The organism is Pedobacter petrophilus, assembly GCF_009674725.1.
Classification (GTDB): domain Bacteria; phylum Bacteroidota; class Bacteroidia; order Sphingobacteriales; family Sphingobacteriaceae; genus Pedobacter; species Pedobacter petrophilus.
Map to the genome: position 1 here is coordinate 59,732 of NZ_WKKH01000009.1, position 24,387 is coordinate 84,118.

Annotated in this window: 27 protein-coding genes and 1 riboswitch; of the genes, 8 read left to right on the forward strand and 19 right to left on the reverse strand. The window is 38.5% G+C overall.

Annotated features, from left to right (window positions below; translation table 11 throughout):
* Window positions 1-104 precede the first annotated feature (104 nt).
* Window positions 105-803 carry an endonuclease V gene (locus GJU39_RS07910; RefSeq protein WP_154280247.1) on the forward strand — a complete coding sequence of 233 codons (699 nt, stop codon included), beginning with the start codon at window positions 105-107 and terminating at the stop codon, window positions 801-803.
* On the opposite strand, the gene hemF is transcribed toward GJU39_RS07910, so the two are convergent.
* The 3 genes from hemF to GJU39_RS07925 form a co-directional block, all read right to left on the reverse strand.
* On the reverse strand, window positions 800-1,696 hold the full coding sequence (gene hemF, locus GJU39_RS07915; RefSeq protein ID WP_154280248.1) for an oxygen-dependent coproporphyrinogen oxidase: 897 nt from the start codon (window positions 1,694-1,696) through the stop codon (window positions 800-802). The two genes, GJU39_RS07910 and hemF, sit on opposite strands and share 4 nt — an antisense overlap.
* Window positions 1,697-1,869: 173 nt before the next feature.
* Window positions 1,870-3,102, reverse strand: coding sequence for an MFS transporter (locus tag GJU39_RS07920; protein WP_154280249.1), 1,233 nt, complete (start codon window positions 3,100-3,102; stop codon window positions 1,870-1,872).
* A 100-nt stretch (window positions 3,103-3,202) separates the two neighbouring features.
* The gene (locus GJU39_RS07925) at window positions 3,203-3,415 is read right to left on the reverse strand and encodes a coproporphyrinogen III oxidase (protein WP_154280250.1); all 213 of its coding nucleotides are present in this window, start codon (window positions 3,413-3,415) and stop codon (window positions 3,203-3,205) included.
* 401 nt (window positions 3,416-3,816) lie between these two features.
* Here GJU39_RS07925 and GJU39_RS07930 point away from each other — a divergent pair, with 401 nt between their 5' ends.
* The 3 genes from GJU39_RS07930 to GJU39_RS07940 all read left to right on the forward strand — a co-directional run bounded on the left by GJU39_RS07930 (window position 3,817) and on the right by GJU39_RS07940 (window position 6,442).
* Entirely contained in the window at window positions 3,817-4,302 is a 486-nt protein-coding gene (locus GJU39_RS07930; RefSeq protein ID WP_154280251.1) for a DUF4442 domain-containing protein, read from the forward strand.
* A gap of 8 nt (window positions 4,303-4,310) precedes the next feature.
* Window positions 4,311-4,946, forward strand: a complete 636-nt coding sequence (locus GJU39_RS07935; RefSeq protein WP_154280252.1) for an AlbA family DNA-binding domain-containing protein — start codon at window positions 4,311-4,313, stop codon at window positions 4,944-4,946.
* Between the two features lie 119 nt (window positions 4,947-5,065).
* Window positions 5,066-6,442, forward strand: a complete 1,377-nt coding sequence (locus tag GJU39_RS07940; RefSeq protein ID WP_154280253.1) for an MATE family efflux transporter — start codon at window positions 5,066-5,068, stop codon at window positions 6,440-6,442.
* A gap of 69 nt (window positions 6,443-6,511) precedes the next feature.
* Here GJU39_RS07940 and GJU39_RS07945 read toward each other — a convergent pair whose 3' ends face one another.
* The 8 genes from GJU39_RS07945 to GJU39_RS07980 form a co-directional block, all read right to left on the reverse strand.
* Window positions 6,512-7,246: a hypothetical protein gene (locus GJU39_RS07945; RefSeq protein ID WP_154280254.1), complete on the reverse strand. Its 735-nt coding sequence runs from the start codon at window positions 7,244-7,246 to the stop codon at window positions 6,512-6,514.
* Between the two features lie 39 nt (window positions 7,247-7,285).
* The gene (locus GJU39_RS07950) at window positions 7,286-7,969 is read right to left on the reverse strand and encodes a pseudouridine synthase (RefSeq protein ID WP_154280255.1); all 684 of its coding nucleotides are present in this window, start codon (window positions 7,967-7,969) and stop codon (window positions 7,286-7,288) included.
* Window positions 7,970-8,117: 148 nt separating this feature from the next.
* Window positions 8,118-9,023 carry a histone deacetylase family protein gene (locus GJU39_RS07955; protein WP_154280256.1) on the reverse strand — a complete coding sequence of 302 codons (906 nt, stop codon included), beginning with the start codon at window positions 9,021-9,023 and terminating at the stop codon, window positions 8,118-8,120.
* On the reverse strand, window positions 9,016-9,882 hold the full coding sequence (locus tag GJU39_RS07960; RefSeq protein ID WP_154280257.1) for a bestrophin family protein: 867 nt from the start codon (window positions 9,880-9,882) through the stop codon (window positions 9,016-9,018). Before GJU39_RS07960 ends, GJU39_RS07955 begins: the two co-directional genes overlap by 8 nt.
* A gap of 11 nt (window positions 9,883-9,893) precedes the next feature.
* Entirely contained in the window at window positions 9,894-11,180 is a 1,287-nt protein-coding gene (gene kynU / locus GJU39_RS07965) for a kynureninase (protein ID WP_154280258.1), read from the reverse strand.
* 63 nt (window positions 11,181-11,243) lie between these two features.
* Window positions 11,244-11,732: a pyridoxamine 5'-phosphate oxidase family protein gene (locus GJU39_RS07970; RefSeq protein ID WP_154280259.1), complete on the reverse strand. Its 489-nt coding sequence runs from the start codon at window positions 11,730-11,732 to the stop codon at window positions 11,244-11,246.
* A 49-nt stretch (window positions 11,733-11,781) separates the two neighbouring features.
* A complete protein-coding gene (locus tag GJU39_RS07975; RefSeq protein ID WP_154280260.1) occupies window positions 11,782-12,393 on the reverse strand; it encodes a DNA-3-methyladenine glycosylase in 612 nt (203 codons plus the stop codon).
* An 11-nt stretch (window positions 12,394-12,404) separates the two neighbouring features.
* A complete protein-coding gene (locus GJU39_RS07980) occupies window positions 12,405-12,884 on the reverse strand; it encodes a GAF domain-containing protein (protein ID WP_154280261.1) in 480 nt (159 codons plus the stop codon).
* 114 nt (window positions 12,885-12,998) lie between these two features.
* Between GJU39_RS07980 and GJU39_RS07985 the strand changes: the two genes are divergently transcribed.
* Window positions 12,999-13,718, forward strand: a complete 720-nt coding sequence (locus GJU39_RS07985) for a DUF3291 domain-containing protein (protein ID WP_154280262.1) — start codon at window positions 12,999-13,001, stop codon at window positions 13,716-13,718.
* Window positions 13,719-13,726: 8 nt separating this feature from the next.
* Window positions 13,727-13,978, forward strand: coding sequence for a hypothetical protein (locus tag GJU39_RS07990; protein WP_154280263.1), 252 nt, complete (start codon window positions 13,727-13,729; stop codon window positions 13,976-13,978).
* A 268-nt stretch (window positions 13,979-14,246) separates the two neighbouring features.
* On the opposite strand, the gene GJU39_RS07995 is transcribed toward GJU39_RS07990, so the two are convergent.
* From GJU39_RS07995 to GJU39_RS08025, 7 genes are all read right to left on the reverse strand, one after another.
* Window positions 14,247-14,582: a Dabb family protein gene (locus GJU39_RS07995; protein WP_154280264.1), complete on the reverse strand. Its 336-nt coding sequence runs from the start codon at window positions 14,580-14,582 to the stop codon at window positions 14,247-14,249.
* An 84-nt stretch (window positions 14,583-14,666) separates the two neighbouring features.
* Window positions 14,667-15,182 carry a YMGG-like glycine zipper-containing protein gene (locus GJU39_RS08000; RefSeq protein WP_154280265.1) on the reverse strand — a complete coding sequence of 172 codons (516 nt, stop codon included), beginning with the start codon at window positions 15,180-15,182 and terminating at the stop codon, window positions 14,667-14,669.
* Window positions 15,183-15,310: 128 nt separating this feature from the next.
* On the reverse strand, window positions 15,311-16,033 hold the full coding sequence (locus GJU39_RS08005) for a Dph6-related ATP pyrophosphatase (protein ID WP_154280266.1): 723 nt from the start codon (window positions 16,031-16,033) through the stop codon (window positions 15,311-15,313).
* Window positions 16,026-16,709 carry an SIR2 family NAD-dependent protein deacylase gene (locus GJU39_RS08010; protein ID WP_154280267.1) on the reverse strand — a complete coding sequence of 228 codons (684 nt, stop codon included), beginning with the start codon at window positions 16,707-16,709 and terminating at the stop codon, window positions 16,026-16,028. The genes GJU39_RS08005 and GJU39_RS08010 overlap by 8 nt, the downstream gene beginning before the upstream one ends.
* 9 nt (window positions 16,710-16,718) lie before the next feature.
* On the reverse strand, window positions 16,719-17,660 hold the full coding sequence (locus GJU39_RS08015; RefSeq protein ID WP_154280268.1) for an ABC transporter substrate-binding protein: 942 nt from the start codon (window positions 17,658-17,660) through the stop codon (window positions 16,719-16,721).
* 135 nt (window positions 17,661-17,795) lie between these two features.
* Window positions 17,796-18,392, reverse strand: a complete 597-nt coding sequence (locus GJU39_RS08020; protein WP_154280269.1) for a DUF6580 family putative transport protein — start codon at window positions 18,390-18,392, stop codon at window positions 17,796-17,798.
* Between the two features lie 38 nt (window positions 18,393-18,430).
* Complete coding sequence (locus GJU39_RS08025) at window positions 18,431-20,311, reverse strand: TonB-dependent receptor plug domain-containing protein (RefSeq protein ID WP_167515666.1); 1,881 nt, start codon at window positions 20,309-20,311, stop codon at window positions 18,431-18,433.
* 97 nt (window positions 20,312-20,408) lie between these two features.
* A riboswitch (cobalamin riboswitch) is annotated at window positions 20,409-20,603 on the reverse strand.
* 84 nt (window positions 20,604-20,687) lie between these two features.
* On the opposite strand from GJU39_RS08025, the gene GJU39_RS08030 reads away from it, so the two are divergent.
* On the forward strand, window positions 20,688-20,855 hold the full coding sequence (locus tag GJU39_RS08030; RefSeq protein ID WP_154280271.1) for a hypothetical protein: 168 nt from the start codon (window positions 20,688-20,690) through the stop codon (window positions 20,853-20,855).
* Window positions 20,856-20,863: 8 nt separating this feature from the next.
* On the opposite strand, the gene GJU39_RS08035 is transcribed toward GJU39_RS08030, so the two are convergent.
* Window positions 20,864-21,742 (reverse strand): polyphosphate kinase 2 family protein, encoded by an 879-nt coding sequence (locus GJU39_RS08035; RefSeq protein ID WP_154280272.1) that lies wholly within the window; start codon window positions 21,740-21,742, stop codon window positions 20,864-20,866.
* Between the two features lie 143 nt (window positions 21,743-21,885).
* Here GJU39_RS08035 and GJU39_RS08040 point away from each other — a divergent pair, with 143 nt between their 5' ends.
* Window positions 21,886-24,333, forward strand: a complete 2,448-nt coding sequence (locus tag GJU39_RS08040; RefSeq protein ID WP_154280273.1) for a transglycosylase domain-containing protein — start codon at window positions 21,886-21,888, stop codon at window positions 24,331-24,333.
* The last annotated feature ends 54 nt before the right edge of the window (window positions 24,334-24,387 follow it).

Consider the following 24,387-nt stretch of genomic DNA (forward strand, 5'->3'; position numbering starts at 1 on the left):
AAAATGTGCTTAAAGCATTTCAGGACTATTTAATAATACGGATTGAAACACAATATTTTTGAAGGTTTGGAACAATTTTCAATTCAGACCTGTTATTAAATTATATGTATGAGAATATTTCAATCGAAGATGCTAAAAATTTACAGCTTGAGTTGGCCAAACAACTGCGCTTTAAACCTGTAAAAAATATCTCTACCATTGCTGGTGCTGACATTTCATTCAATAAGAACAGCACCACGATGTACACCGTTATTGTGATTTTAAGTTATCCGGAAATGAAGGTTCAAGCTTACGCACTGGATACTTTTGAAACGGCCTTCCCCTATCAGCCTGGGTATTTAGGCTTTAAAGAGGTTCCTGCTTTATTGAAAGTATGGGAACTGATCTCAAATAAGCCGGATCTGGTAGTATTAGATGGCAATGGCATTTTGCATCCACGAAGAATGGGCGTTGCATCACACTTCGGTATCTTAGCAAATCAACCTACAATTGGCTGTGCTAAAAGTATTCTATATGGTGAAAACCATATCCCTGAACGTACAAAATACAGTTATTCAACTATTGAAAGTAAGGGCGACTTACTTGGCTTTGCCCTCAGAACTAAAGATAATTGCGCACCTGTTTATGTCTCTGCAGGTCACCTCACTACGCAGGAACAAGCACTTGAAGTAATGAAAAAGTGTATCGGGAATTATAGAATTCCTGAGCCTACCCGTAGGGCACACGAGATTGTAAATGATTTTCGAATAGGAAAATTAAAGGCCGGTTATCATCATATCGACCAACCTTTAACGCTATTTTAGACCCATTTAATTCCTTTTGTAAGCAATTGAGTAGTCTTATATTCTTCTGTTCCAGCTTCCGGATGAATATTGTAACCCCAGTTTGCCTGAGGTGGTAAACTCATTAAAATGGATTCTATCCTTCCATTTGTTTCCAGCCCGAATTTAGTGCCAGAATCATAAACCAGGTTAAATTCTACGTAACGGCTTCGGCGAAGATACTGCCACTCTTTTTGTGCATCGGTAAATTCTTTATCGCGGTTGCGCTCAATCAGTTCAGTATAAATTGGCAAGAAAGTCTCCCCCAGGTTGCAAGAGAAATCTAAAATCCCCTGCCAGGTTAAGTCTGTATTTTCAGGTTTTAATCTATCATAAAAGATACCACCAATACCACGGGTTTCTTCTCTGTGTTTGATGAAGAAATAATCGTCTGCCTGTGTTTTAAATTTTGGATAAAAATCAGGATTAAATTCATCACAAGCATTTTTTAGTTTATGATGAAAAAAACGTGCGTCATTTTCAAAAACGTAATGTGGTGTTAAATCAATACCTCCGCCAAACCAACGGGTTTCTTCATTCAACTCAAAATACCTGATGTTCATGTGGATTATCGGTACCAGGGGGTGATTAGGATGGATAACAATCGAAACACCAGTGGCAAAGAAATCATCTTCCTCTACTTTAAAGGCTTTTTTGATTGCTTCAGGCAGTTTTCCATGGACAGCAGAAAAATTCACACCGCCTTTTTCAATGATTGAACCGTTTTGCATAATCCGGGTGCGTCCCCCTCCTCCTCCAGCCCGTTCCCACAATTCTTCTTCAAACTTCCCTTTGCCATCGGCGATCTCTAATCCTTTGCAAATTTCATTCTGAATCTGCTGATAACGTGCTGCTACTTCTTCTTTAAACATCATGATTATTTACGATTTCATCACAAATTTAAAGGTATTCTCTTACCTACCCCGTTTTATATTTAGATAGTACATTTGATTGACATTGAAAAACCAGCTAATATATAACGATTAGCTTTAACAACTTTACAACACCATAGAAAGAGCTTGTCAGCTGAAAAAGAATTTAATAAAGGTCACTCTTCCAGGTAATCTAAATCTTTGTTGAAGCTTTCTTTTAAAGAGGCTACTGAAATCATCGCAACTAGGGTGAGGATACCCATCATGATAAATCCGGCGGTAACAATATTATATTGGTGAACAAAGAATTCGAATGCTAAAGTAATCGGAATTAAAGCGCCCCGTACAAAATTCGGGGCAGTGGTGGTTACCGTAGATCGGATATTGGTACCAAATTGTTCTGCAGCGATGGTTACGAAGGTTGCCCAGTAGCCGACAGCGAAACCCATTACCAAACAAATCAGTATGAAGCTGCTTTCGGTTAAATTGTTATTTGTCAAGTACAGAATCACTGTAAACACAGATAATCCCTGAAAGATTAAGACTGTTTTCTTCCTTGATTTAAGGAGTTGTGCCAGGAAGCCACAAACTACATCGCCTATGGCTATCCCAAAATAAGTGTACATAATTCCTGTTCCTGCATTCAGCACTTCTTTTGCACCTAATGCTTTCCCGATCTCAGGAGATTGTGTAACTAAAATTCCAACAATAAACCAAAGTGGTAAACCCAGGCAGATACAAGCCAGGTATTTTAAAAATCTTTTCCGATCAGAAAAAAGCATAAAGAAATTTCCCTTTGAAACACTTTTAGACTGTTCCGCATTTTTGAACATGCCGGATTCAAATGTTCCAACGCGCAGGAGCAAGAGTAGCAAGCCCATTCCGCCACCAACAAAGTATGAGGTTTGCCAGGTGAAGTGTTTACCAATGGTGGCTGCCGCTGCAGCACCTAACAACCCGATTCCGGCCACCACCATCGTTCCATAGCCGCGTTTTTCTTTGTCCATGGTTTCAGTTACCAAGGTAATCCCTGCACCTAATTCGCCTGCCAAACCAATTCCGGCAACAAATCTAATCATGGCATAGCTGTGTACATCTGTAGCAAATCCATTGGCAATGTTAGCCACTGAATACATTAGGATAGAACCAAACAGCACTTTAATACGACCAAACTTATCGCCAATGATCCCCCATAATAATCCGCCAAGTAACAGACCAAACATTTGCATGTTGATCACATATTCACCTTCAGTGCGCATTTGCTCTGGGGAAATACCGATATCTGAAAAGCTTTTTAATCGGACAACCGAAAAGAGAACAAGGTCATAAATGTCCACGAAGTAACCCAGGGCGGCTACGATGACCAGGAAAATGACGTTGCGTTTATTTGACTGAGTTTGGGAATCCATTTGACTATTTGGTTTATTTGTTGAAAGTACAAAATCAACCAAATAAAAAAAATAGATTTAAAAAATAAAAGCCATCCGGTCTGGATGGCTTTTATCTCTCCTACATTGGAGGTGTTTTTGTTGTTGTATCTGGTGGCATTGTTTTAGAAGTATCCGCTGGTGTTGTAGTTTTTGTGGTATCCATTGGAGCAGTTGTTGTCGAATCTGTCTTTGTGCTGTCTGAAGAACCAGCCATATTTTTAGACGAATTGCATGCTGAAGTGGCAATCATGATCGTACCAGCAAAAGCAAGACTTAAGATTATTTTTTTCATAGTTTTTTATTGTTATCTATAGTGTTAACAACAATGTCATCATTTGGTTTTATTTTTTTAGACAAAAACCATTTAAGTTGTATATAACCTGCAGATTTAAAGCTTATTATGGTTAAAAATAAAATAATTTAAGTGTGTAAATTATACACTATACTACAACATTGTTACGCTCAACATTAAATAATCTGACAATAATTTCTTTTGATTTAGTAATGATCGCCCAGGTTCTGTGCCCTCACGAACCGGTATTTGAGATAAAGAGATAAACTAATGGCAGTTCATATTAGCACTACAACTGATACCTGTCTGCGTATCGGTGTGCTCTCCCCTTTTGTCAGATTGTTGCAAAACATCGGTCGAAAAGTTTAAAAAACGGCAAATCTTTCTGATATTAGTAATGTATGATTATTTCTCAAAATGCGCTAAAATGGGTAATGCGATTGTATCCACCTTTGTTATTTCAACGCATTTGGGTACAGCGGTTTGAGGGCGAATTTAAAAGCTGCACCGTAAAAATCAGCAGGAGTTTTCTAAATAAAAACTATAATGGCTCGATTTTCGGAGGAACAATTTATGCGGCAACAGACCCATTTTATGCTTTATTATTTGACCAGCTGATGCAACGCCGCGGTTTTAAAGTTCGTGTTTGGCTGAAAAGTGCATCCATTCAATATCTAAAGCCTGGAAGATCGAATTTATACTTTACCATTAACCTTACTGATGAAATGATTAACGAGGCTGAAGTGGCGTTGCGAACGGTAGGCAAATTTGTGAAAGCTTACCCGATGGAACTCACCAACAAAAGTGGAGAGCTTTGCGCTACCGTAATGAATGAAGTTTATATCCGAAACCTGCATCAGGGCGAAACGGCCACAGTTGCTTATTAGTTTATTATATGCCGAGTATTAAAAGTTTGATTTTGCAGGGTGAAGGTGTTCAGCTTGATTTTAAAAAGACGATAACCAATACCGAAAAAATTGCCAAAAGCCTGGTTGCCTTTGCAAATAACAAAGGTGGAAAGTTATTGATAGGCGTTGCAGATGATGGTACTATTAAAGGTGTAAAATCCGAAGAGGAAGAGAAATATATGATTCTCACCGCTGCACATCAGTTCTGTAAGCCTGCAATCGAGCCAACCTTCGAAGAAATCTATGTGGATGACAAACTGGTTCTGGTTGCAAACATTCCAGAGAGTGACTTGAAACCCCATTACGCGATGGATGATCAGAAAAAATGGTGGGCGTACATTCGGATCGATGATAAAAGCGTACTGGCCAGCAAAATCATTGTGGAAGTTTTAAAGAACGATCATCAGGATCAGGGAGTACTCATCTCCTACTCTGAAAATGAAAAACAGCTTCTTGAATATTTAGATAGCCAAGAACGAATAACCCTCAAAGAGTTTAGTAAACTGCTGCGCTGCTCTTATCGCAAGGCTCAAAAAATACTTGTCAGTTTGATTATCACCAATGTGATCAGAACACATACCAGCGAAAAGGAAGAATATTTTACAGCAGTGAAGCATCTCTAACGCGGCAACAATAGTTTTATCCTTAAATAGGAAGTTTTATGTCATCAAAAGCATTACGCAAAAATAAACTTTTGCTTCACTGCCTTTATTGAGCGCTGAAAAAGCGACCTTTGCGGACTATGTTTTCCAGAATCTACGCTAAATATAAAAACTACTATAAGGAAAATCTGCTTCTGGCTTTGCCAATAGTAGGGTCTCAGGTTGGGCACACTTTAGTGCATATGGCCGACAGTATAATCGTTGGGCATTTTACGGATACCACGCAACTCGCATCTGTTTCCCTGGTTAACAGCATTTTTATCTTAATCATGGTTATTGGTCTGGGCATCTCCTATGGCTTAACCCCCTTGATTGCACAGGAAAATGGTCGTCAAAACCATGCGGAATGTGGAAGGTTACTATCAAACAGCTTAATTATTAATATTCTGATTGGAATTTTCTTGTATGGCATCGTGCATTTTGGTGTGTTACTGGTTATTGATCACCTGAACCAAACTCCCGCTGTAGTAAGTTATGCTAAACCATATTTAGGCTTGCTTTCGGTGTCTATTATTCCCCTTTTGATTTTTCAGACCTTTAAGCAGTTTGCCGAAGGTTTAGGTTTCACTAAGCAGGCGATGTTTGTGTCGATCTGGGGCAATGTGCTTAATATAACGTTGGGAATAATTTTTGTAAAAGGGATGTTTGGGATCAAACCAATGGGCGTAAGCGGCGTCGGTTTAAGTACCTTAATTGATAGAACGCTCATGGCAGTGGTGATGGCTGTTTATGTTTTAAGATCAAAACATTTCAAAAAATACCTGACTGATTTCAGGGCTACATTTATGGATAAGATCAGGGCTTTTAAACTGATTAAAATTGGCGCGCCGGTTGCCATGCAATATTCTTTTGAAATAAGTGCCTTTAGCGGTGCCGCGATTTTGATAGGTACCATTGGCGAGGTGGAGCAAGCTGCGCACCAGATTGCAATTGGCCTGGCTGCGATGACGTATATGATGGCGAGCGGAGTAGCATCTGCAGCAACCATAAAAACCGGGAACAACTTTGGTAAAAATAATTTTAATGACCTTCGTAAATCTGCTATAGCGAGTTACCATGTTATTTTATTGTTCATGTCTTGTACGGCAATCATGTTTATGCTGGCCAATAACTTACTGCCATTTATTTATACAGGCGATTTAAAAGTAGTAGCAATTGCATCACAACTGGTAATCATAGCCGGTTTCTTTCAGCTTTTTGATGGCACACAGGTTGTTGGTTTAGGGGTGCTCAGAGGGATTGGTGATGTAAATATCCCTACTTTTATTACCTTTTTAGCTTACTGGGTGGTTGGAATTCCGGTGGGTTACGTACTTGGTTTCCACTTTGGTTTGGGAGTAAACGGGATCTGGTATGGCTTAACTCTTGGTTTATTAACAGCTTCTATCCTATTGTTTCTTAGATTTCAGAATAAAACAAGAGCATTAAATGTAGCGACTAGCGTTGATCACAATTAACAAAAAAATAGCGATCTGTTTATCGCAGATCGCTATTTTTTAAAGTTGCCTGATTATTTCTTTATATGACTATTTTCCGCCAACATTAACCACTACGCCAATTGTAAATATGGAGTTCCCGGCTGACATATATTTGCGGTTCTTTAAACCGATGTTGCTACTGGTGGTATATTGAAGCTGAACAACCTTGCTTAATGCCATCCTGGTGAAGAAAACCGGCTCGAAAAAGATGTTATCTTCCTTCGGCTGAACTACACCATTTAAAAAGAAACGATCCATTTTAACATGACTTATTCTTAACGCTGTACCATAATTAATCGGAAAATCTGTTCCAAACAAGCGAAGATTATTTTTCTTTTTGGAACTGTAGTTCACTTGCAAAAATGATTTCCGGTAATCTACTTCCTGAAATTCGCTACTTAGCAATACATCATCCTTATAGTCTCTAAATGTAATATCGCTCCAGCCCTTTCCAACTCCGGCATAAATTTCAATAATTCTGTTGTTATCAGGTCCAAAAGTATCAAAATATCCACCCCCAATTTCCACCAGCTTATGACCAAAATCTTTTCTTTTCCGGTCGTTGCTCATAGTCGAGCCACTAAACAATACGCCAACATGATCTGATACAGCATATGCACCATTAATACTGGCGTTTCCTTTTAGAGAGATATGGCCACCGCCACTAAACTCACCCTGCTTACTCAACATTGGAGTATTGGGAACATTGGGCATGTATACCGAAGAACAACTTGCTGTAAAAAGTGCTAAAACTGGGATTGCGAAACGTAGGTGCTTGATCATAGGTGTCTTTATAAACAGATTTTTCAATCAAAAATTGTGTTAGATTATAATATTCATGAATTGCATTACACGCTTAAACTCATCATGAAGATTTGCTTTTAAATGAATTTTTTCAGCAGTAATGGGATGGGTAAAACTTAATTCTGAAGCATGAAGTAACATGGTAGACATGTTCCATTGTTCCAGAAAGAATTTATTTTGTTTATTGCAACCGTGTGTGCGGTCGCCGATAATGGGGTGAAGAATATGGCTAAAGTGTCTTCTCAACTGGTGCATTCTGCCCGTTTTGGGCATAGCTTCTACTAAAGAATATCTGGATGTAGGATGTTTCCCGAACGGAATATCAATTTCTGCCCTTTGTAATGTCTTAAAAGAAGTGAAAGCCTCTTGTATGGTGCCGTTTTCCTTTGCCAGCGGATAATCAATATCCATTGAATCCGGAGCGAAGCCTCGCAGAATAGCAAGGTATTTTTTGTCAGTTTCTGTATTCATAAATTGCTGATGCATAGCAATTTCAGAGGGTTTATCAAAAGCAAATAATAAAATCCCGCCAGTCTTCCGATCCAGACGATGAACAGGACTCACATGTTTACTAACCTGATCCCGAAGCATTTGTAAAGCGAACTCGGTGGCATCTCTTGCAATCGATGATTGATGAACCAACAGTCCATGCGGTTTGTTAATGGCAATTAAATTTTCGTCTTCGTAAATGATCTCCAGCATATTGTCGCGAAGATAAGAATATGAAATTTGATTTCAATCTCACTGAAGACTTTGCAGCGACTAATTTTTTTATCGATTATTGTCTCGCCGACCAGAATTCGTGGTTAAGTGTAATTCCCTTTCGATTCAATGTATATTTTCTATAAGTTTAACTAAACAAATCAAAAGCAACTTTATACGTATTGCAATGTGCATCCACGATATCGCGAATGTTTACCGAATATCCGCCACCCATGCTGATTTGCATAGGTAAACCTCTGGTTTTGCAACCTTCAATCACTATTCTATCGCGTTCTTTGCATGCCGCTTTAGTTAATGCAATTTTTCCGAGTTTGTCTGTAGCAAGTACATCCACACCCGAAAGATAAAATACAAAATCTGGTTTCGCCCTATGGAATGCGATTTGTAAATGCTGTCTCAATAATGTAAGGTATTCTTCATCCTGAATACCATCAGCTAACGGAACATCCAAATCTGATCGTTCCTTTCTAAATGGAAAGTTCTTTTCGCCATGCATAGAAAAAGTGAAAACCCGGGGTTCTTTATGAAAAATTTCTGCGGTTCCGTTTCCCTGATGTACATCTAAATCAACGATTAATATATTTTCACATAACTTATTACTTAAAAGATAGTTAGCTGCTATTGCCTGATCATTTAATAAACAAAAACCTTCCCCCCAGTTGCTGCCAGAATGGTGTGTTCCGCCAGCCATGTTAAAAGATACCGCTCTACTGTTCAGTGCATGTATAGCACCATCTATTGTGCCTTGCGTAATCCTGAGCTCCCGCTCTAATAACTGCGCATTTAAAGGAAAACCTATTCGTCTTTGCTCCTTTGGAGGTAACGTTAAATCCCGAAGCTGCTCCCAATAATTTTTGTGGTGGGTGAGTAATATGGTCTTTTCATCAACCGGTTCAGGACTAAATAAGTGATGTTGTTCAATGATTCCCTCATGCAATAGTTGCGCTGGAATTAACTCGTACTTCAACATAGGGAAACGATGTCCCTCAGACAATGGATGAGCATACAAATAATGGTAAGCAATTTTAATCATTACCCAGAATTTCCTCTACATGTTTTTCAATATTATTGCAAATGGTATCTACAGGTAAATCGTTTGCATCCATCCCGAAAGGATCTTCTATTTCTTCAGCTATGAGCTCCAAACTTGCTAGTACATAGAGAATAAAGGGAACAATCAGCACCAGGTAATAACCCAGGCTGAAGACCCAGCCGATAGGAATAGTAAGAACATAAATGAAGATAAATTTTTTAATGAACGCGCTATATGAATATGGGATTGGTGTATTTTTGATCCGCTCACAGCCTCCACAGATATCTGTAAACTGGTTCACATCATTTGTCAATATAATGAGTTGCTCCTGCGAAATTAAGCCCTGCCTTAATAAGTCATAAATCCGGGTAATCATGCTACTGGCCACCTGATTCGGTATGTGCTTGCCATCCTTAACTTCAATCAGGAAGCTGTTTTTTCCAAAGTATTTTTTCTCCCGAAGATGTTCTTTCATCGCGAAAGCAAATTTTGGAATTCCATATTCAAAGAAACGCAGGTCATCTTCCGGCAATTTCAAAGCTTTTATTTTCATGGCGAAGTTTCGGCTTACATTCGTCAAACCGCCTAAAAGCTTGCGTCCATCCCACCAGCGATCGTAAGAGGTATTGGTGCGAAAAACAAGGAGCATGGAAATTACAAAACCGAGCAGGCTATGCATCATTCCAATATTACTCACATAGTCACTTTTAGAAAGCTTAAAAACATTAAGTTCCAAAAAGGCTACTAATGCTGAAAATATGGATACGCTGATCATCAGCGGCCATAGCTTTAAAATAGTATCTCCTTTATGAAAGTGGAAAATATAGGTAAACCAATCTTTTGGATTGTAATTAATCATAATGAATAGTGCTATAAAGTTGCTTTACAAACTTTCAGCAGAGTCTGTCCTGTTAAATAAATATCTTCGAAAGAATTGTAAAGAGGAATCGGGCTTAATCGAATTACATTGGGTTCACGCCAGTCTCCAAGAACATGGTTAGCCACAAGTCCATCGAAAATCTCTTTTCCATTTTTGGCGGCGATGATGGATAATTGTGCACCCCTGTCTTTTGGGTTTTCGGGGGTAATGATCCTGAATTGCTCAGCATTTAATTCTTTATTAACCTCATTAATAATAAAATACAAGTATCCGGTTAATGCAATACTTTTATCCCTTAACGGAGATAAGAATCCTGCATTTTCAAAGATTTTTAAAGATGCGTGATAGAGCGCCATTGGCATTACCTGGGTGCAACTCACCTGCCAGCCATCGGCTCCGGCTTCAGGAATAAACCCTTTTTCCATTTTAAAACGTTTATCTTCCTGATAGCCCCACCAACCTGCAAAACGATTTAAGGTACGATCATTAAAATGTTTTTCATGAACGAATATTCCGGCTATGCCACCCGGGCCAGAGTTTTGATATTTATAAGAGCACCAACATGCAAAGTCAACACCCCAATCATGGAGCTTCACCGGCACATTTCCTGCGGCATGAGCTAAATCCCAGCCAACTATGGCACCGGCCGCTTGACCAGCCTGCGTAATCTGCTTCATATCATACCACTGGCCGGTGTAATAATTTATGCCACCAAAAAGCACCAAGGCCAGCTCGTCACGGTGTTCGCTGATTTTGGCAATGATATCTTCTGTTCTTAGCGTGTCTTCACCCGCCCTCGGAAAAACTTCTATAATCACATCATCCGGTTGATATCCATGAAATCTGACCTGACTTTCTATCGCGTATTGATCAGATGGAAAAGCACCACCCTCCATGATAATTTTAACCCGCTTGCCCTTTGGCTGGTAAAAGCTAACCATTAATAAGTGTAAGTTTACCGTAAGGGTATTCATCGGGCAAACCTCAGCCGGAAAAGCGCCAACAATTGGTGCCATTAGGGCTTTAAGCTCTTTATGATAAAACATCCAGGGTTCTTCGCCATCAAACCACCCTTCTACCGCTAAATTTGCCCAGTTAGTTAATTGCCTCTTTAATACCTCGCTTGCTACTTTAGGTTGCAAACCTAAAGAATTACCACACAGATAGATAAATTCTTTACCTTTATGATTTGGAAATAAAAATTGTTTCCTGAACTCTTTTAAAGCATCATTCTCATCCTGCTCCCGTGCAAACGCCAAGTTGTTTTTAAAATTCATTATCCAATATTACAAAAAAAGCAGGTATTGTTTCCAATCCTGCTTTTTAAGGTGATGATATATTTAGAATTTTATTGTATCGTGTTTTCCCATGTCAGGTGTATCGCCAGTTACAACTGCTTTTAAAATACTGAACAATACAACGATTTTAGATGATGAAGAATCCCAGTATTCTGCTTCTTCCGGTGTTACCTTGATCAAAATTAATCTTGGATCTTCTACGCCATCAGGGAACCATGCTTTTACAAATGGAGAAAAATAGGCTTCTTTTCTTACCTGATCATCCACCAATTCTGCTTTCCCTTTAACAGTTAAATAAGTATTTTTCGATGGATCGCTATACGATAGTAAAACGTTATTCTCTTTTGAGATCTCCTTTGATTTCAAAGAGTACTCGTTGGTAAAAAACCAAATACTTCCATCCTCTTCAATTTTAGCAGTACTCATAGGTCTGCTTCCGAATTCGTCGCTGGAAGATACTGTTGTAAACATACAAGTTCTCACACCTTCCGCTAACTCTTTTAGAATTGCTATATTTTTTTCGTTTTTCATCTTCTGGATATTTGATTGAAAAACAGGTCAGGGGTCAAAATGTTTTATTTTATTCTGTAACCTTATTTGGCTTGCTTACATACTTATTGCCTTTAACAAAAAAGCGCCAGGGTAAAATGGCATGTTCCTGCGCATAAGCGATACCTACACGCGGAGTTGCTGCGATCTCATGATCATGATACCTGATCCCCTGGTCTTCAAGCCATATTTCATCTCCTCTCAGGTCTTTGGCGTTAAAAGACCGATCAATGCCGAGCGCTTTGGCTGCAGAACCCGGACCAGATGAAATAGCAGCCTTTGCAACAGACATGTTTCTCCGTGCTTCTATTACATCTATACCAATTAGTGGTTCTATTCCCCGGATTAATACGGCATGAGGATCATCCCTAACCGAAGTTACCACATTGAAAAGATGGTGCATACCGTAGCATAGATACACATAAGAAACCCCGCCTTTACTATACATGGTTTCGGTACGATTCGTTCTTCTGCCACCGTAAGCATGAGAAGCCTTATCCTTGATTCCAAAATAGGCTTCGGTTTCCACAATAATGCCGGCAGTTACCTCGCCATCTATGTTAGTGTATAGTATTTTGCCAAGCAGATCCTTTGCCAGCGATATAACATCCTCGTTAAGGTAATATTCAGCAGATAACTTCAAACTTAATTAATCTATTTATTTAATAAAATATTAATAACTGACTGTAAGTGAGTTTTATCTGTATCATCAAAGTGATCTAAAAATTCACTATCAACATCTAATACACCAATCACCACATTGTTTTTAATGAGTGGCAATACAATTTCTGATTTTGATGCTGAAGCACAGGCAATGTGACCAGGAAATGCGTCTACATCCGGAACGATAAGCGTTTGCTCTTGTTGCCATGAAGCGCCGCAAACACCTTTTCCTTTTTTAATCCGGGTACATGCTACTGGTCCCTGAAATGGGCCCAAAACCAACTCTTCGCTTTTTACGAGATAAAAGCCTACCCAAAACCACTTGAACTGTTCTTTTAAGGCGGCAGCAACATTCGCCATATTGGCTACAAAATCAGTTTCGCCGAATAACAACCCTTCAATTTGAGGAATTAAGGATTCATACTGTTCTTTTTTTGATACTGCTCTGTTTATAGTCAAATCTTCTGCCATGGCACAAAGTTAAAAATCATTTGTTTGAAATTTGTGGTATAGTTTGATAATGACAAAAAACTGAATGATTTGATCTGTTAATTTAATTAGTTTTGAGGCTTAAAACATTCATTAATGATTGCAGCCTTAACCATTACCAAGTTTCGCGGTATCAATATTCCATTTGCGTTTTTGGGCATGGCGATACTCAGAATTCCTTTGTGGCTTAATCGGGAGTGCAGGTTCTGGAAACTGATGGGAAGCGGAAAAGATGCTCAGGTAGATCTTGCACCAGATTTAAAACACTGGGCAATCTTCACAACCTGGGATAATAAAGAAGATTGCGATCAATTTTACGAAAGATCATTTCCTATGAAATGGTTTAAATTCTTTGGCTACGAAGCTTTTACCGTTTTACTTAAGCCTTTAAGCAGCCATGGCTTATGGTCAGGTAAAGAGCCGTTTAAGGCAGATAAAGATTATAAACCCAGTTCTGAACAAATAGCAGTGATTACGCGGGCAAGAATCAATTTTAATAAGCTGAAAGAATTTAGAAGCAATATCAAAAGAGCAGCAGATCAAATGAAGAAATCTGACGGCTTTATTCTTTCTGCGGGAATTGGGGAAAACCCACTTCTTGATCAGGCTACTTTTTCAATCTGGGATAGTGCCGAAAGCATGAAAAACTACGCTTACAAGTCTTTTGACCATGCGGAGATCATTAAGTTAACCAGAGAACGTAAATGGTATTCTGAAGATCTTTTTGCGCGATTTGAGGTTTTAGAGATGCAAGGTGTTTTTAATGGCATGGCCGTAAGTGAATATGAACCGCTTCGTGCAACAAATCAAAAATAAAAATTTACATGAGAGTTATAGCAGAGTTACCACATCCTGAATGTAAGATTACCATCTTTTCGATGAACCAGAAGTATATTGTAAAATTTGAGCAAGGCACTTTCGAGCAGAGCTATAAGCTTGCTGAGCTCGATCTTAGCGGAGGAGGTGTGAATGATGTGTTTGAAATCCTGGATGAAGAATTTATAGCGACTGTAATTGAACGCTTTAAAGTGATGAGAAGTGATTTTACATCCGCGTATAGCAGGCATCAGTTTTAACCAAATTAAAAGCATAAGTAATTGATTTTCAAATCATAATATATACAAACAGAATTTAATTTTGAGTTATTAACTGATTTGAAAAGATATTTTTAAAAAAAATCTGTTATTCTTATTTAAATAAATATAGATAACTTGCTCAATAAGAGATTAATAATTAAACAAACAGAATAATATTTGGAATCATGTTTTTGCCAAATAAGTGGGAGGTTTTGGCTTTTTAACAAAAAACCCTGCAGGTTTTTTGAAATCTGCAGGGTTTGTATTTTTAGGATAATATGGTATCGTGAACCACTACCCTATACCAATTAGCGGAGAACTTTTCTACAGCATCCAGGTGCGTTTTATCTTCCTGGTAAGCGTTATGATCTGCTATGTTATCGAAGGTGATGGTAAGTGAGTAAGTGAATGAGTTATCGGTAACAGGTCGGATTGGTGTGTTCGCCGCTAAGCCGTAGTGTAAGGTTTTAATGTATTTAATGGGCTTCAAGTGTTCAAAAAACTTCTTGAAGTTTGCCACTTCAGCTTTTGTTAATTGGGGCTTTAACCAGAACATTACAAAATGTTGTATCTGTCCATCTTTAGGGATTTGATTTTCTGACATCCTATTCTTTTTTTTCCAAGTTAAAAAAAATAGGCAAAAAAAAAGCGGTTATTAAAAATAACCGCTCTCCATGATAATATGCTTTTAGTTTTTAGGTTGCACACGACCTGATTTTCTGTCTTCGCCTCTACCGATTAAATAACCGCCACCAGCTCCAACTAAACCACCAATAATGGCACCTCTACCTTTTTTTTTATCAATTAATGCTCCACCAACTGCACCGGCTGCACCACCAATTACTGTACCTTTAGCTGCATCACTCCAACCTTTTTTCTTAGCAGTTGGTTGTGTTCCACCGTATGAGCTAGAACTTCCGCCTGAACTGCTACCAGAACTTGCGTAAGATCTGGATGATCTTGATGACTTAGCACCTGCAGCTCTTGCAGCAACTAATTCTTCCTGATGTTTAGCTTCTTTTTCAGCTTCAACTTTGGCTACTTCTGCCCTTTTGAAACTATCTAAACGTAAACTATCTTTAACTGCTTTAACAGCCAATTGCTTTTCAGCTTCTTGTTGTTTTAATGCTGCTTCTTCTTTTGCTTTATTGTTACAAGCGAACATCACTGAACTTAATGCGATTACTACAAATATCTTTTTCATAACGTTTTTCTTTTAATGAATCTACTTTGGTATCCTAACCATACCAGCAGGTTTCATTTAATTGTGTGATTTAGTTAATTACGATATAGTAAAGAAAAAATGATGCCAAAAATTTCAAAGCGATAATTTTATGCCACTAAATCAATATACCAGAAGCCAGAAAGGCTGGGGGTTGCCTGGCATACGTCAGAAGAATCATCTTTCTGCAGTGGTGCCGGATAAGTTCTGAATACTTTCTCTCCAAGGGTAAAACTGATTTTATTGCGAAAGATTGGTCCTTCGTAAGCGAATGTATGGAACTCCCCATTTTCGCCGCAAGGATCAATATTTAACGGAAGCGAATCAATTAATGTACTGGTAATTACTTCTCCACAGATATTTTCCAGGTCGCTTTGTGTGCAGACAATGATGGTTTTATAGGTCAGATTTAAAAATTCATCAATTAAATATCTGGTATTTTTCTTCCAAAGTGGAAAAATTGCACTTAGACCAATCTCTTTTAACTTGTTTTCCCGATAGTTACGAAGGTCTTCCAGAAAGATATCCCCAAAAATGGAATGTGTAATGCCTTCATTTTTAAATATATTAAGGTGAAAAGCCATTGATTGATCATAGGTATCCATATCCGGCATTTCGCCTAACCGGATCTGATATAAAGGAATACCAATGCTTTCTGCCTGGGCGATAAGCAATGCTTCTCTTACCCCATGCATCGAGACGCGGTTATACTTTTCGGTTACAGTGGTTACCAGGTAACGGATTTCTATTGAGGGATTCTGAAGTGCGTAGTGCAAGGCAAGGGTACTGTCTTTACCGCCACTCCAGTTGAAAATGCAAATCTTTTTATCCATGTAATAACAAGGCTTTAAGCGCTTCCATTCCGTCGACGGCATTCTTTTCTATTGAGATCACATTTTTATAACGCCTTACATCAGGCGTTTTGGGGTCGATGATATATTTTGTTATGCCTCTCGGAACGAAGTCTATTAATCCGGCCGCAGGATAGACAGCCAGGGATGTTCCAATTAATATAAATAATTCTGCCCGATTACAGATTTCAGCAGCTACTTCGATCATGGGCACAGCCTCGCCAAACCAAACCACATGTGGACGAAGCTGGCTACCAAATTCACAAAATTCGCCCATTTTAATTTCGGTACCAATAATGGGATAGGTTAAATTGGATTTAAGATCTGATTGCGATTTGGTAATAATCCCATGTAAATGCGTTACTTTTTTTGACCCCGCACGTTCATGCAAATCATCAATATTTTGGGTGATGATCGCGACATCATAGTGGCGTTCCAATTCTGCTAAAGCAAAGTGGGCCGCATTGGGTTGTGCGGCAACAACTTGTCGCCGCCGCTCATTATAAAACTCCTGAACCAATTCAGGATCTCGTTCCCAGGCCTCTGGCGTAGCCACATCTTCAATATTATATCCCTCCCAAAGTCCGTCCGAATCACGAAAAGTTCTTAAACCGCTTTCTGCGCTGATCCCCGCCCCTGTTAAAACAACTAATTTCATCTCAATAAATTAAACAGATTGATGAACTGTTGCCGCGTGATGCAGATTGATAAATTTCTTACTGATTTTCTCGTCAGCCTGGAACAATTCTGGATGAAACATACAAGCCAGCGCTTCAATTCCTTCAACTAAAGTTCCAACACTAGGCTGCGTAAACATATCAAAGTCGGCCAGGTAAACCTGATTTTGCTTTACCGCTTCCAGGCTATCCCATCCTGTTTTTGATGTAATTAAGTTCATTTCCTCATGCGTTCTGTTCACATCGAAGCCACAAGGTGCAATCACCAAAACTTCAGGATTATATTTCAGAATCTTCTCCCAAGGGGTAACAATAGAATCTCCTGCCGGATTAGACAGCATATCCACTCCGCCTGCCGCTGCAATCTGAAACGGAATCCAATGTCCGCAATTGTAAACTGGCTCAATCCACTCCATCAGCATTACCCGCTTCAACGGTGCCTTGTTTGCTCTTAAGGTATCCAGAATTGCATCTGTTTTCTGTTGCAGTTGAGCTAAATAATGAAGCGCAACCTCTTCCCTACTCAATGCCCTGGCTATTGTGATGGCGCATTCATAAACATCCTGCAAATTATTTGGCGATAAAGGAACTAATATAGGTTGCTTGCTGAGTTTCATTACGGCTGTTTCCGTACAAACAGTATCGATATTACAAACCTCACAAATGTCTTGAGTAAAAACAATATCAGGTGCAATGCTTTCTAAAAGTTCATCATCAACCCAGTACAAACTTTTCCCCTGTGCTTTGGATGCCGAGAAGATCCGGTCGATTTCTATACTCGAATAGTTTTTACCCTCTAGAATGCATCGCACTATTTTAGGTTGATCTACCGCTTCCCTCGGGCATTCGAACGTTACGCCATGCAAATATTCTTGCAGGCCCATATCGTAAATCATCTTTGTGGCGGCTGGTAAAAAGGAAACTACTTTCATGGGCTTGAATTTTATTGAATCTGGATTATTGATTTATTTTTACTCTGCAATGAATTGGCACAACTAAATGTTAAAGATAAAAAAAATCCTCTTTTGAACTGAATCAAAAGAGGATTATCACTTATTAAGTATTACTTATATGGCCTGCGTTTGCAGCTTGTTTAATTTTAATACCGGAAACTTAGATTTTAAAATTTCAAAAGCACCAAAAAGAATCACTCCATATAATAATGTCCCTTCTAAGAACCTTACTTCGAAAGGAATTGCTTTTACTAAACAGTTCCAATATCCAACTAGATCTTGTGTAAACAGTGGGTTCTTATACCAAGAGCCAAAATCACTTACTATCCAATGGATTAGCGTAATGACGATTGTTGAACCCAATAGGTTTACAATCGTTACTTTCTTTAACATCGCTTTGCCCACCAAAACCATTAAGGCAATTGCCAAATAGGTATAAAACTCTTGTACTAATAATATATCAACATATTGCTTGTAAATGGTTGTATACAAGACAAAATCGCTAAGTAGTAAGCTTATTAACGGAAAAGCAAATGCCTTTAAGTTATCTTTAAAATAAGCGCCACCAAATAAGGCAACCGCTCCTATTGATGAGTAGTTAGCAAATTGAAGTGCATCAGAATTAAAGGTAATAAGCAAACGTAAAGCCGTAATGACCAGGATCATCAATAACAAAATAACGTTGCGTGGATTGAATTTTAGATTAGACATGCTTTTTTGACAAATTTATCTTACAAAGTTATATTTTCTTATCGGATATTAAAAGTTACCCCGGTATTAAAGTTAAAACCTAAGGTGTTGTAACCGATAATTTCACTGTATTTTTCGTTTAAGATGTTCTTCGCGTCAAAGAAGATTTTAACTCTTCTGTTTGCTAAAGCATACTCTGCATAAGCGCTTAACAATTTATAGCCTGGCAGGTTTTCTATTGCGTAAGTAGTAAAATTACCGTCAGTACGGGTTCCGAAGTAGCGATAATTTGCATTTACATATAGGTTAGATGTAGCCTGGATACCAGCAGTTACACCAAAAGAATGCTTAGGTCTTCTGAAAAGAAAGTCTTCTACCCTGTTGTTTACACTATTATATTCATTTCCTTCTACATATGAATAATAGCCATTAATATCTAGTTTCCAGATTTTAACAGCCGGTTCAATTTCGAAACCTTTAACTTTTTGACTTTCCTGATTGATATAGCCAGTGGCGAAATCGTAAATGATCGCATCAGTTAAATCTCTTTTGAAACCTGCAACGCGTAAAGAGAACCTGTTTTCTGCGAAGCTGAAGTTTGCGCCGGCTTCATAATTTTGAGATTTCTCTGGTTTCAAATTTAAGTTAGCTCCAAATTGCCCGAAAAGCATATTAAGTGTCGGGATTTTAAAAGCGGTAGAAACCGTTCCGAATAATTTAACTTCTTTAATGATGTTAATGCTTGGGGTTATCGTATAAGTATAGTTTTCTCCATATTGTTCATGTTTATTGTAACGGCCACCAACTTCCATGTTAAAAATACTCAAATCGTGAAGGAATAATGAACCATAAGCTGCAAAAATATTAGTTTCCGGACGATTAGCACCAGATGTTAAGTGCATCTCACGGTTTTCAATTCCAGCTAGTAAATTTAATTTTTCGCTTAATTTTTGATTGTAAAACAGGTCGATCAAGCTGATGCTTCCTGATCCTATACTGCTATAAGGAAAACCATCAAAACTACTCGAAGTATTATTCGAAGTATTTTGGTAACTGTAATTTAAGTTTATTTTGCCAGAACCAAAATCGTATTTGCTATTCAAACCACCACTGAAGTTTTTTAATGTGGTATTATTTGCCGGTAAGCCATCAGAGAAAGCGCCTTCATCAATTTTGTAGTTTCCACGGTAGTAACGCACAAATGGATTGATTGAAAAACGTTTATCTAACTGAATGCCGAAAGTTGCATTCACACCGTCTGTTTTATATCCGTCTTTATCAAATTCGGTATTATTACCTGCCGGATTGGCTGCCTCAGAAATTCCATCACTTTTTTGGTGAGTATAATTTACATTATAAGTAAAGCCATCTACAGCACCATTTAAGCCAATTGTGCCTTTATAAGTCTCATAACTACCTGCACTGGCTACCCCGAAAATAGTGTTGCCTTTTGCACCCCCTTTTTTGGTCACAATGTTGATTACCCCTGCGATAGCATCAGAACCATAAATGGTTGATTGTCCACCTCTTAAAATTTCGATGTGATCAATTTGATCGATCGAAAATAAACGTAAGTCGAATGCCCCGCCATTTCCTGAGGGATCATTTTGAACGATTCCATCTATCAAAACTACTGCGTATGCACTACCTGCACCTCTAAAAAATATTGATTTGTTTAACCCGGGATTACTTCCGGAACCTGCAACGATAATGCCGGCCTGCTCGCTGATTAATTCTGGTAATGACTTACCATTGCTGCGATCTAAAGTTTCGCGGCTAATGATGCTCACCACTTTACCTGTTTGCGATTGCTTTTGATCGTTTTTGGTAGCCGAAATGACTACATCTTTAAGTCTTAGGGAGTCCTGGGCATTAGCTTGGCTAATACCGAAATGCACCAGGCCGATGCCTGCTGCAATAATTAGTTGTTTTTTGTTCATTTGATTGTGAGTTTTGCCCACAGCCAACAGATAGAAAAGGAAATGAAAATACGAAACCATTAAGTACTCCAATCCTAGCTTCAATCCCCGAAAGCTATGAAATTATATGCATATGGCAGGTCTTCTGACTTACTCCCAATTTTTGAGCCTTCCCATTAATTTATAGTTAACAGTGGCATAGATTTAAAAATCGTTATGGAGCTTACAGCTGCGGGACAGTTGCAGAATTACACTGCATTCCCTTTTAATTCTGGCACTAAGTGCACCGGAAACCAAAAGCGCTGCAAAAGTAGTAAAATAAAGCCAATCGTAAAATGGATGTGAGGAAAGTTTGATTTTATCGTAAATGGTTCTATTTATTGATCAAAATTTAAACATGAAATTAATCTTATTGCCGGCACTCTTCATTATAAATAAATATGAATATGAAACGGTTTGTTACCCGTTTATGAAAAACCTGGGTAAAGCGATTTATGAGTTTGAGTTGCAGCGAAAGAAAAAAAATAAGCCCGACTCATCGAGGTTCGGGTTGGATTACCAATAATGCTTTGATCATTCCGTCATTAATATTGTCTTTGTTTCTTCCAGCTTTGCTTTTTCTTCATCGGTTACTACAGGGAAATCAAGATCTAGCTTCTTAAGTCGCTCTAAAATTATTTCACTGATGGCTAAACGGGCAAACCATTTTTTATCGGCAGGGATTACATGCCATGGTGAAACTTCGGTGCTTGTTTCGTTGATTGCATCCTGATAAGCATTCATATATTTGTCCCAATGGGCCCTTTCTTTAATGTCGCCGGATGAGAACTTCCAGTTTTTAGTCGGATCTTCAATCCGCTCCAAAAAGCGTTGTTTTTGTTCATCCCGGCCCACGTTGAGGAAAAATTTCAGAATCACGGTTCCATTTGCACTCAAATGTGATTCGAAATTGCGAATACTTTCATACCGCTGTTTCCAAAAATCCTTATTAACTTTTTTTACATCATCAACCCCGGGAATGTTCTCGTTCAATATATATTCAGGGTGTACTTTACAGGCCAATACATTTTCATAATGAGATCGGTTATGGATACCAATTCTCCCTCTTTCTGGTAATGCCAGGTAATGACGCCAGAGAAAATCGTGCTCATATTCTTTTACAGTTGGCACTTTAAAACTAAAAACCTGGCACCCTTGTGGGTTTAATCCACTCATTACGTGCGCAATGGCACTATCTTTTCCTGCAGCATCCATCGCCTGAAAAATGATTAAAATGGAATGTTTACCAGCAGCATATAATTTTTCCTGCAGGTGACTGATTTCAATTTTCGTCTTAATTAATTCATCCTTTGCCTTCTCTTTATTATAGCTGCCGGTAAAATCAGTTTCAAATTTTTTTAAAGAAAATTTGCTATCGCCCTGTATAATTAGCGCTTTAAATTCGTTCTTCATACTTATGCATTGTTTTAGATAATTCAGTTTATCAATATTTTAAATATAGAACTAAAAAATAAGTAAAGTAAAAACGTTAATTTGCATATAGAGTTTTTTATATTTAACGCTTCAGCATTTACCAAAAGCTCACCTTAGCCAATATGTTTAAAGAGATAAAAAACAAGTACTTACGTTATTCTGCAATATTTTTATTCTTCATAATAATTTTCTTTTCCGCACTTCAGCTTAATTTTCTCTGGCTCTTTGGTTATTCTCCAAGCACGCACGACATTAAAATGCCTACGTTGCGGGTTGGATCTGAACTTTACACTTCTGATGGTAAATTAATTGGCAGATACTTTAAAGAGAACAGAACTCCCGTCAATTTTGAAGAAATTTCACCTAGCGTAATTCATGCACTGGTGGCTACAGAAGATGTTCGTTTTTACAAACATTGGGGGGTTGATGCGCAAGCGGTAGGCCGTGCCGTAATCGGACTGGGTGAAAAAGGTGGTGCAAGTACCATTACGCAGCAATTGGCTAAAAATCTATACCGGACCAGGTATAATAAATCTCAAGGGCTGTTGGTGAAAATTCCACTGATCAGAACGGTTATATTTAAGTTAAAAGAATGGCTAACAGCTGTTAAGCTTGAATCACATTATTCAAAGAATGACATTATCACCATGTATCTGAATACCGTTTCTTTCGGAAATAATGCATACGGAATTAAAACGGCCAGCAGGATCTATTTTGATAAGGATGCAAGTGCGTTGAGTGTTGCAGATGCTGCAATGCTGGTGGGAATGCTGAAAGGTACTACCATGTATAATCCAACTAAAAATCCGGAACGGGCTTTGGAACGGAGAAATGTGGTGTTAAGACAAATGAATAAATACAAATACTTAAGTAACGATAGCTTAGCTGCCCTTTCCAAAGAACCAATTAAATTAAAAGAAGGTGAAATGGAAGATGGAAGTGATGGTGATTCTTATTTGAGAGCTGCTGTGGCAAAATATCTTGAAAAATGGTGTCTGGATAATGGCTACGATTTGTATGAAGATGGATTAAAAATTTACACCACTATTGATTCAAAGCTTCAAAAATATGCTGAGGAAGCAGTAGCAGAGCAAATGAAAACCTTGCAACGCAGATTTTATAGCGTTTGGGGAAATGAAGACCCCTGGTATGATTCAGAAAAAAATAAAGTGAATTATCCGGAACGGGCGATGAAAAATTTGCCGATCTATAGCATGCTGATGAAGAAATTCCCAAATCAGCCTGATTCGGTTACAGCCTACTTTGATAAGAAGAAAAAGATGAAAATTTTCACGTACAAAGGTGATCGTGATACCTCATTTTCAACCCTGGATTCTATTCGTTATTATGGTAAGATCATGAATACCGGGATGATGACCATGGAGCCGGCGAGTGGAAAAATAAAAGTTTGGGTGGGCGGCATTGACCATAAGTTTTTCAAATATGATCACGTTAATCAATCAAAACGCCAGGCCGGATCAACTTTCAAACCTTTTGCTTACTTAACAGCCCTGGAACAAGGAATGAGTCCTTGCGATAAATTTACAGATAAGCCAGTAAGAATCAAATACCAGGACAAAGGAGAAACCAAATATTGGGAGCCTAAAAATGCAGATTACAACATCACTTACCAGGAAATGAGTTTACGCTGGGCGATGGCAAGATCGGTAAATACCATTACCGCACAGGTTACAGAGAAAGTGGGTTGGGATAATGTAGTTAAATATGCTCACGAATGCGGAATAGACAGCCATTTGGAATCTGTTCCGTCAGTAAGTTTAGGATCGAATGATGTAACAGTTTATGAAATGGTGAAGGCTTACAGTACCTTCATGAATAAAGGCATTAAAACTGATCCGATTTTAGTCGAAAAAATTACTGATCAGGATAATAATATCATTGATGAATTTAAACCGAAAACGAAGCGTGTATTAACCGAGGAAATTGCCTGGTTAATGACTTACATGTTCCGTGGTGGTATGGAAGAGCCAAGGGGAACTTCTCAGGCTTTGTGGGAATGGCCGAATTTATTTAAAAAGAATAACCAGATTGGTGGTAAAACCGGAACTTCATCAGATTATGTTGATGCCTGGTATATGGGATTAACTAAAGACCTGGTAACCGGGGTTTGGGTAGGTTGTGATGAAAGAACAGCGCACTTTAAAAACGGTGAACAAGGGGAAGGCTCCAGAACGGCCCTCCCTATCTTTGCTAAATTTATGGAGAAGGTTTACCTGGATCCGTCTACAGGTTATTCTTACGGACCTTTTCCAAAAGCTACTGTAGAAATCACAAGAAGCTATAACTGTCCGAGTCCGCAATACGTAAGAGATACCACTTCAGTAGATACAACTGCTGTAGATTCTACACAGTTTGATGTACCAGAAGAGGTTGATCCGGCTAATCCGGTAACGCCAGCTGAACAAGAGGTAAAAAAGGATGAAAAGAAACAAGAGCCCGTTCCTAACCAGCCTGCGCAAACTGTTCCCCTAACCCGCAAGGAAGAAAGAGAACTGCGAAGGAAGCAACGCCAGGAAGAAAAAGAAAAGAAAAATAACGAAAATAACTAACCATATCTAAGGAAATATGGATTAAGAATTGTTTTGGGCAGTTTCTGAAATGTT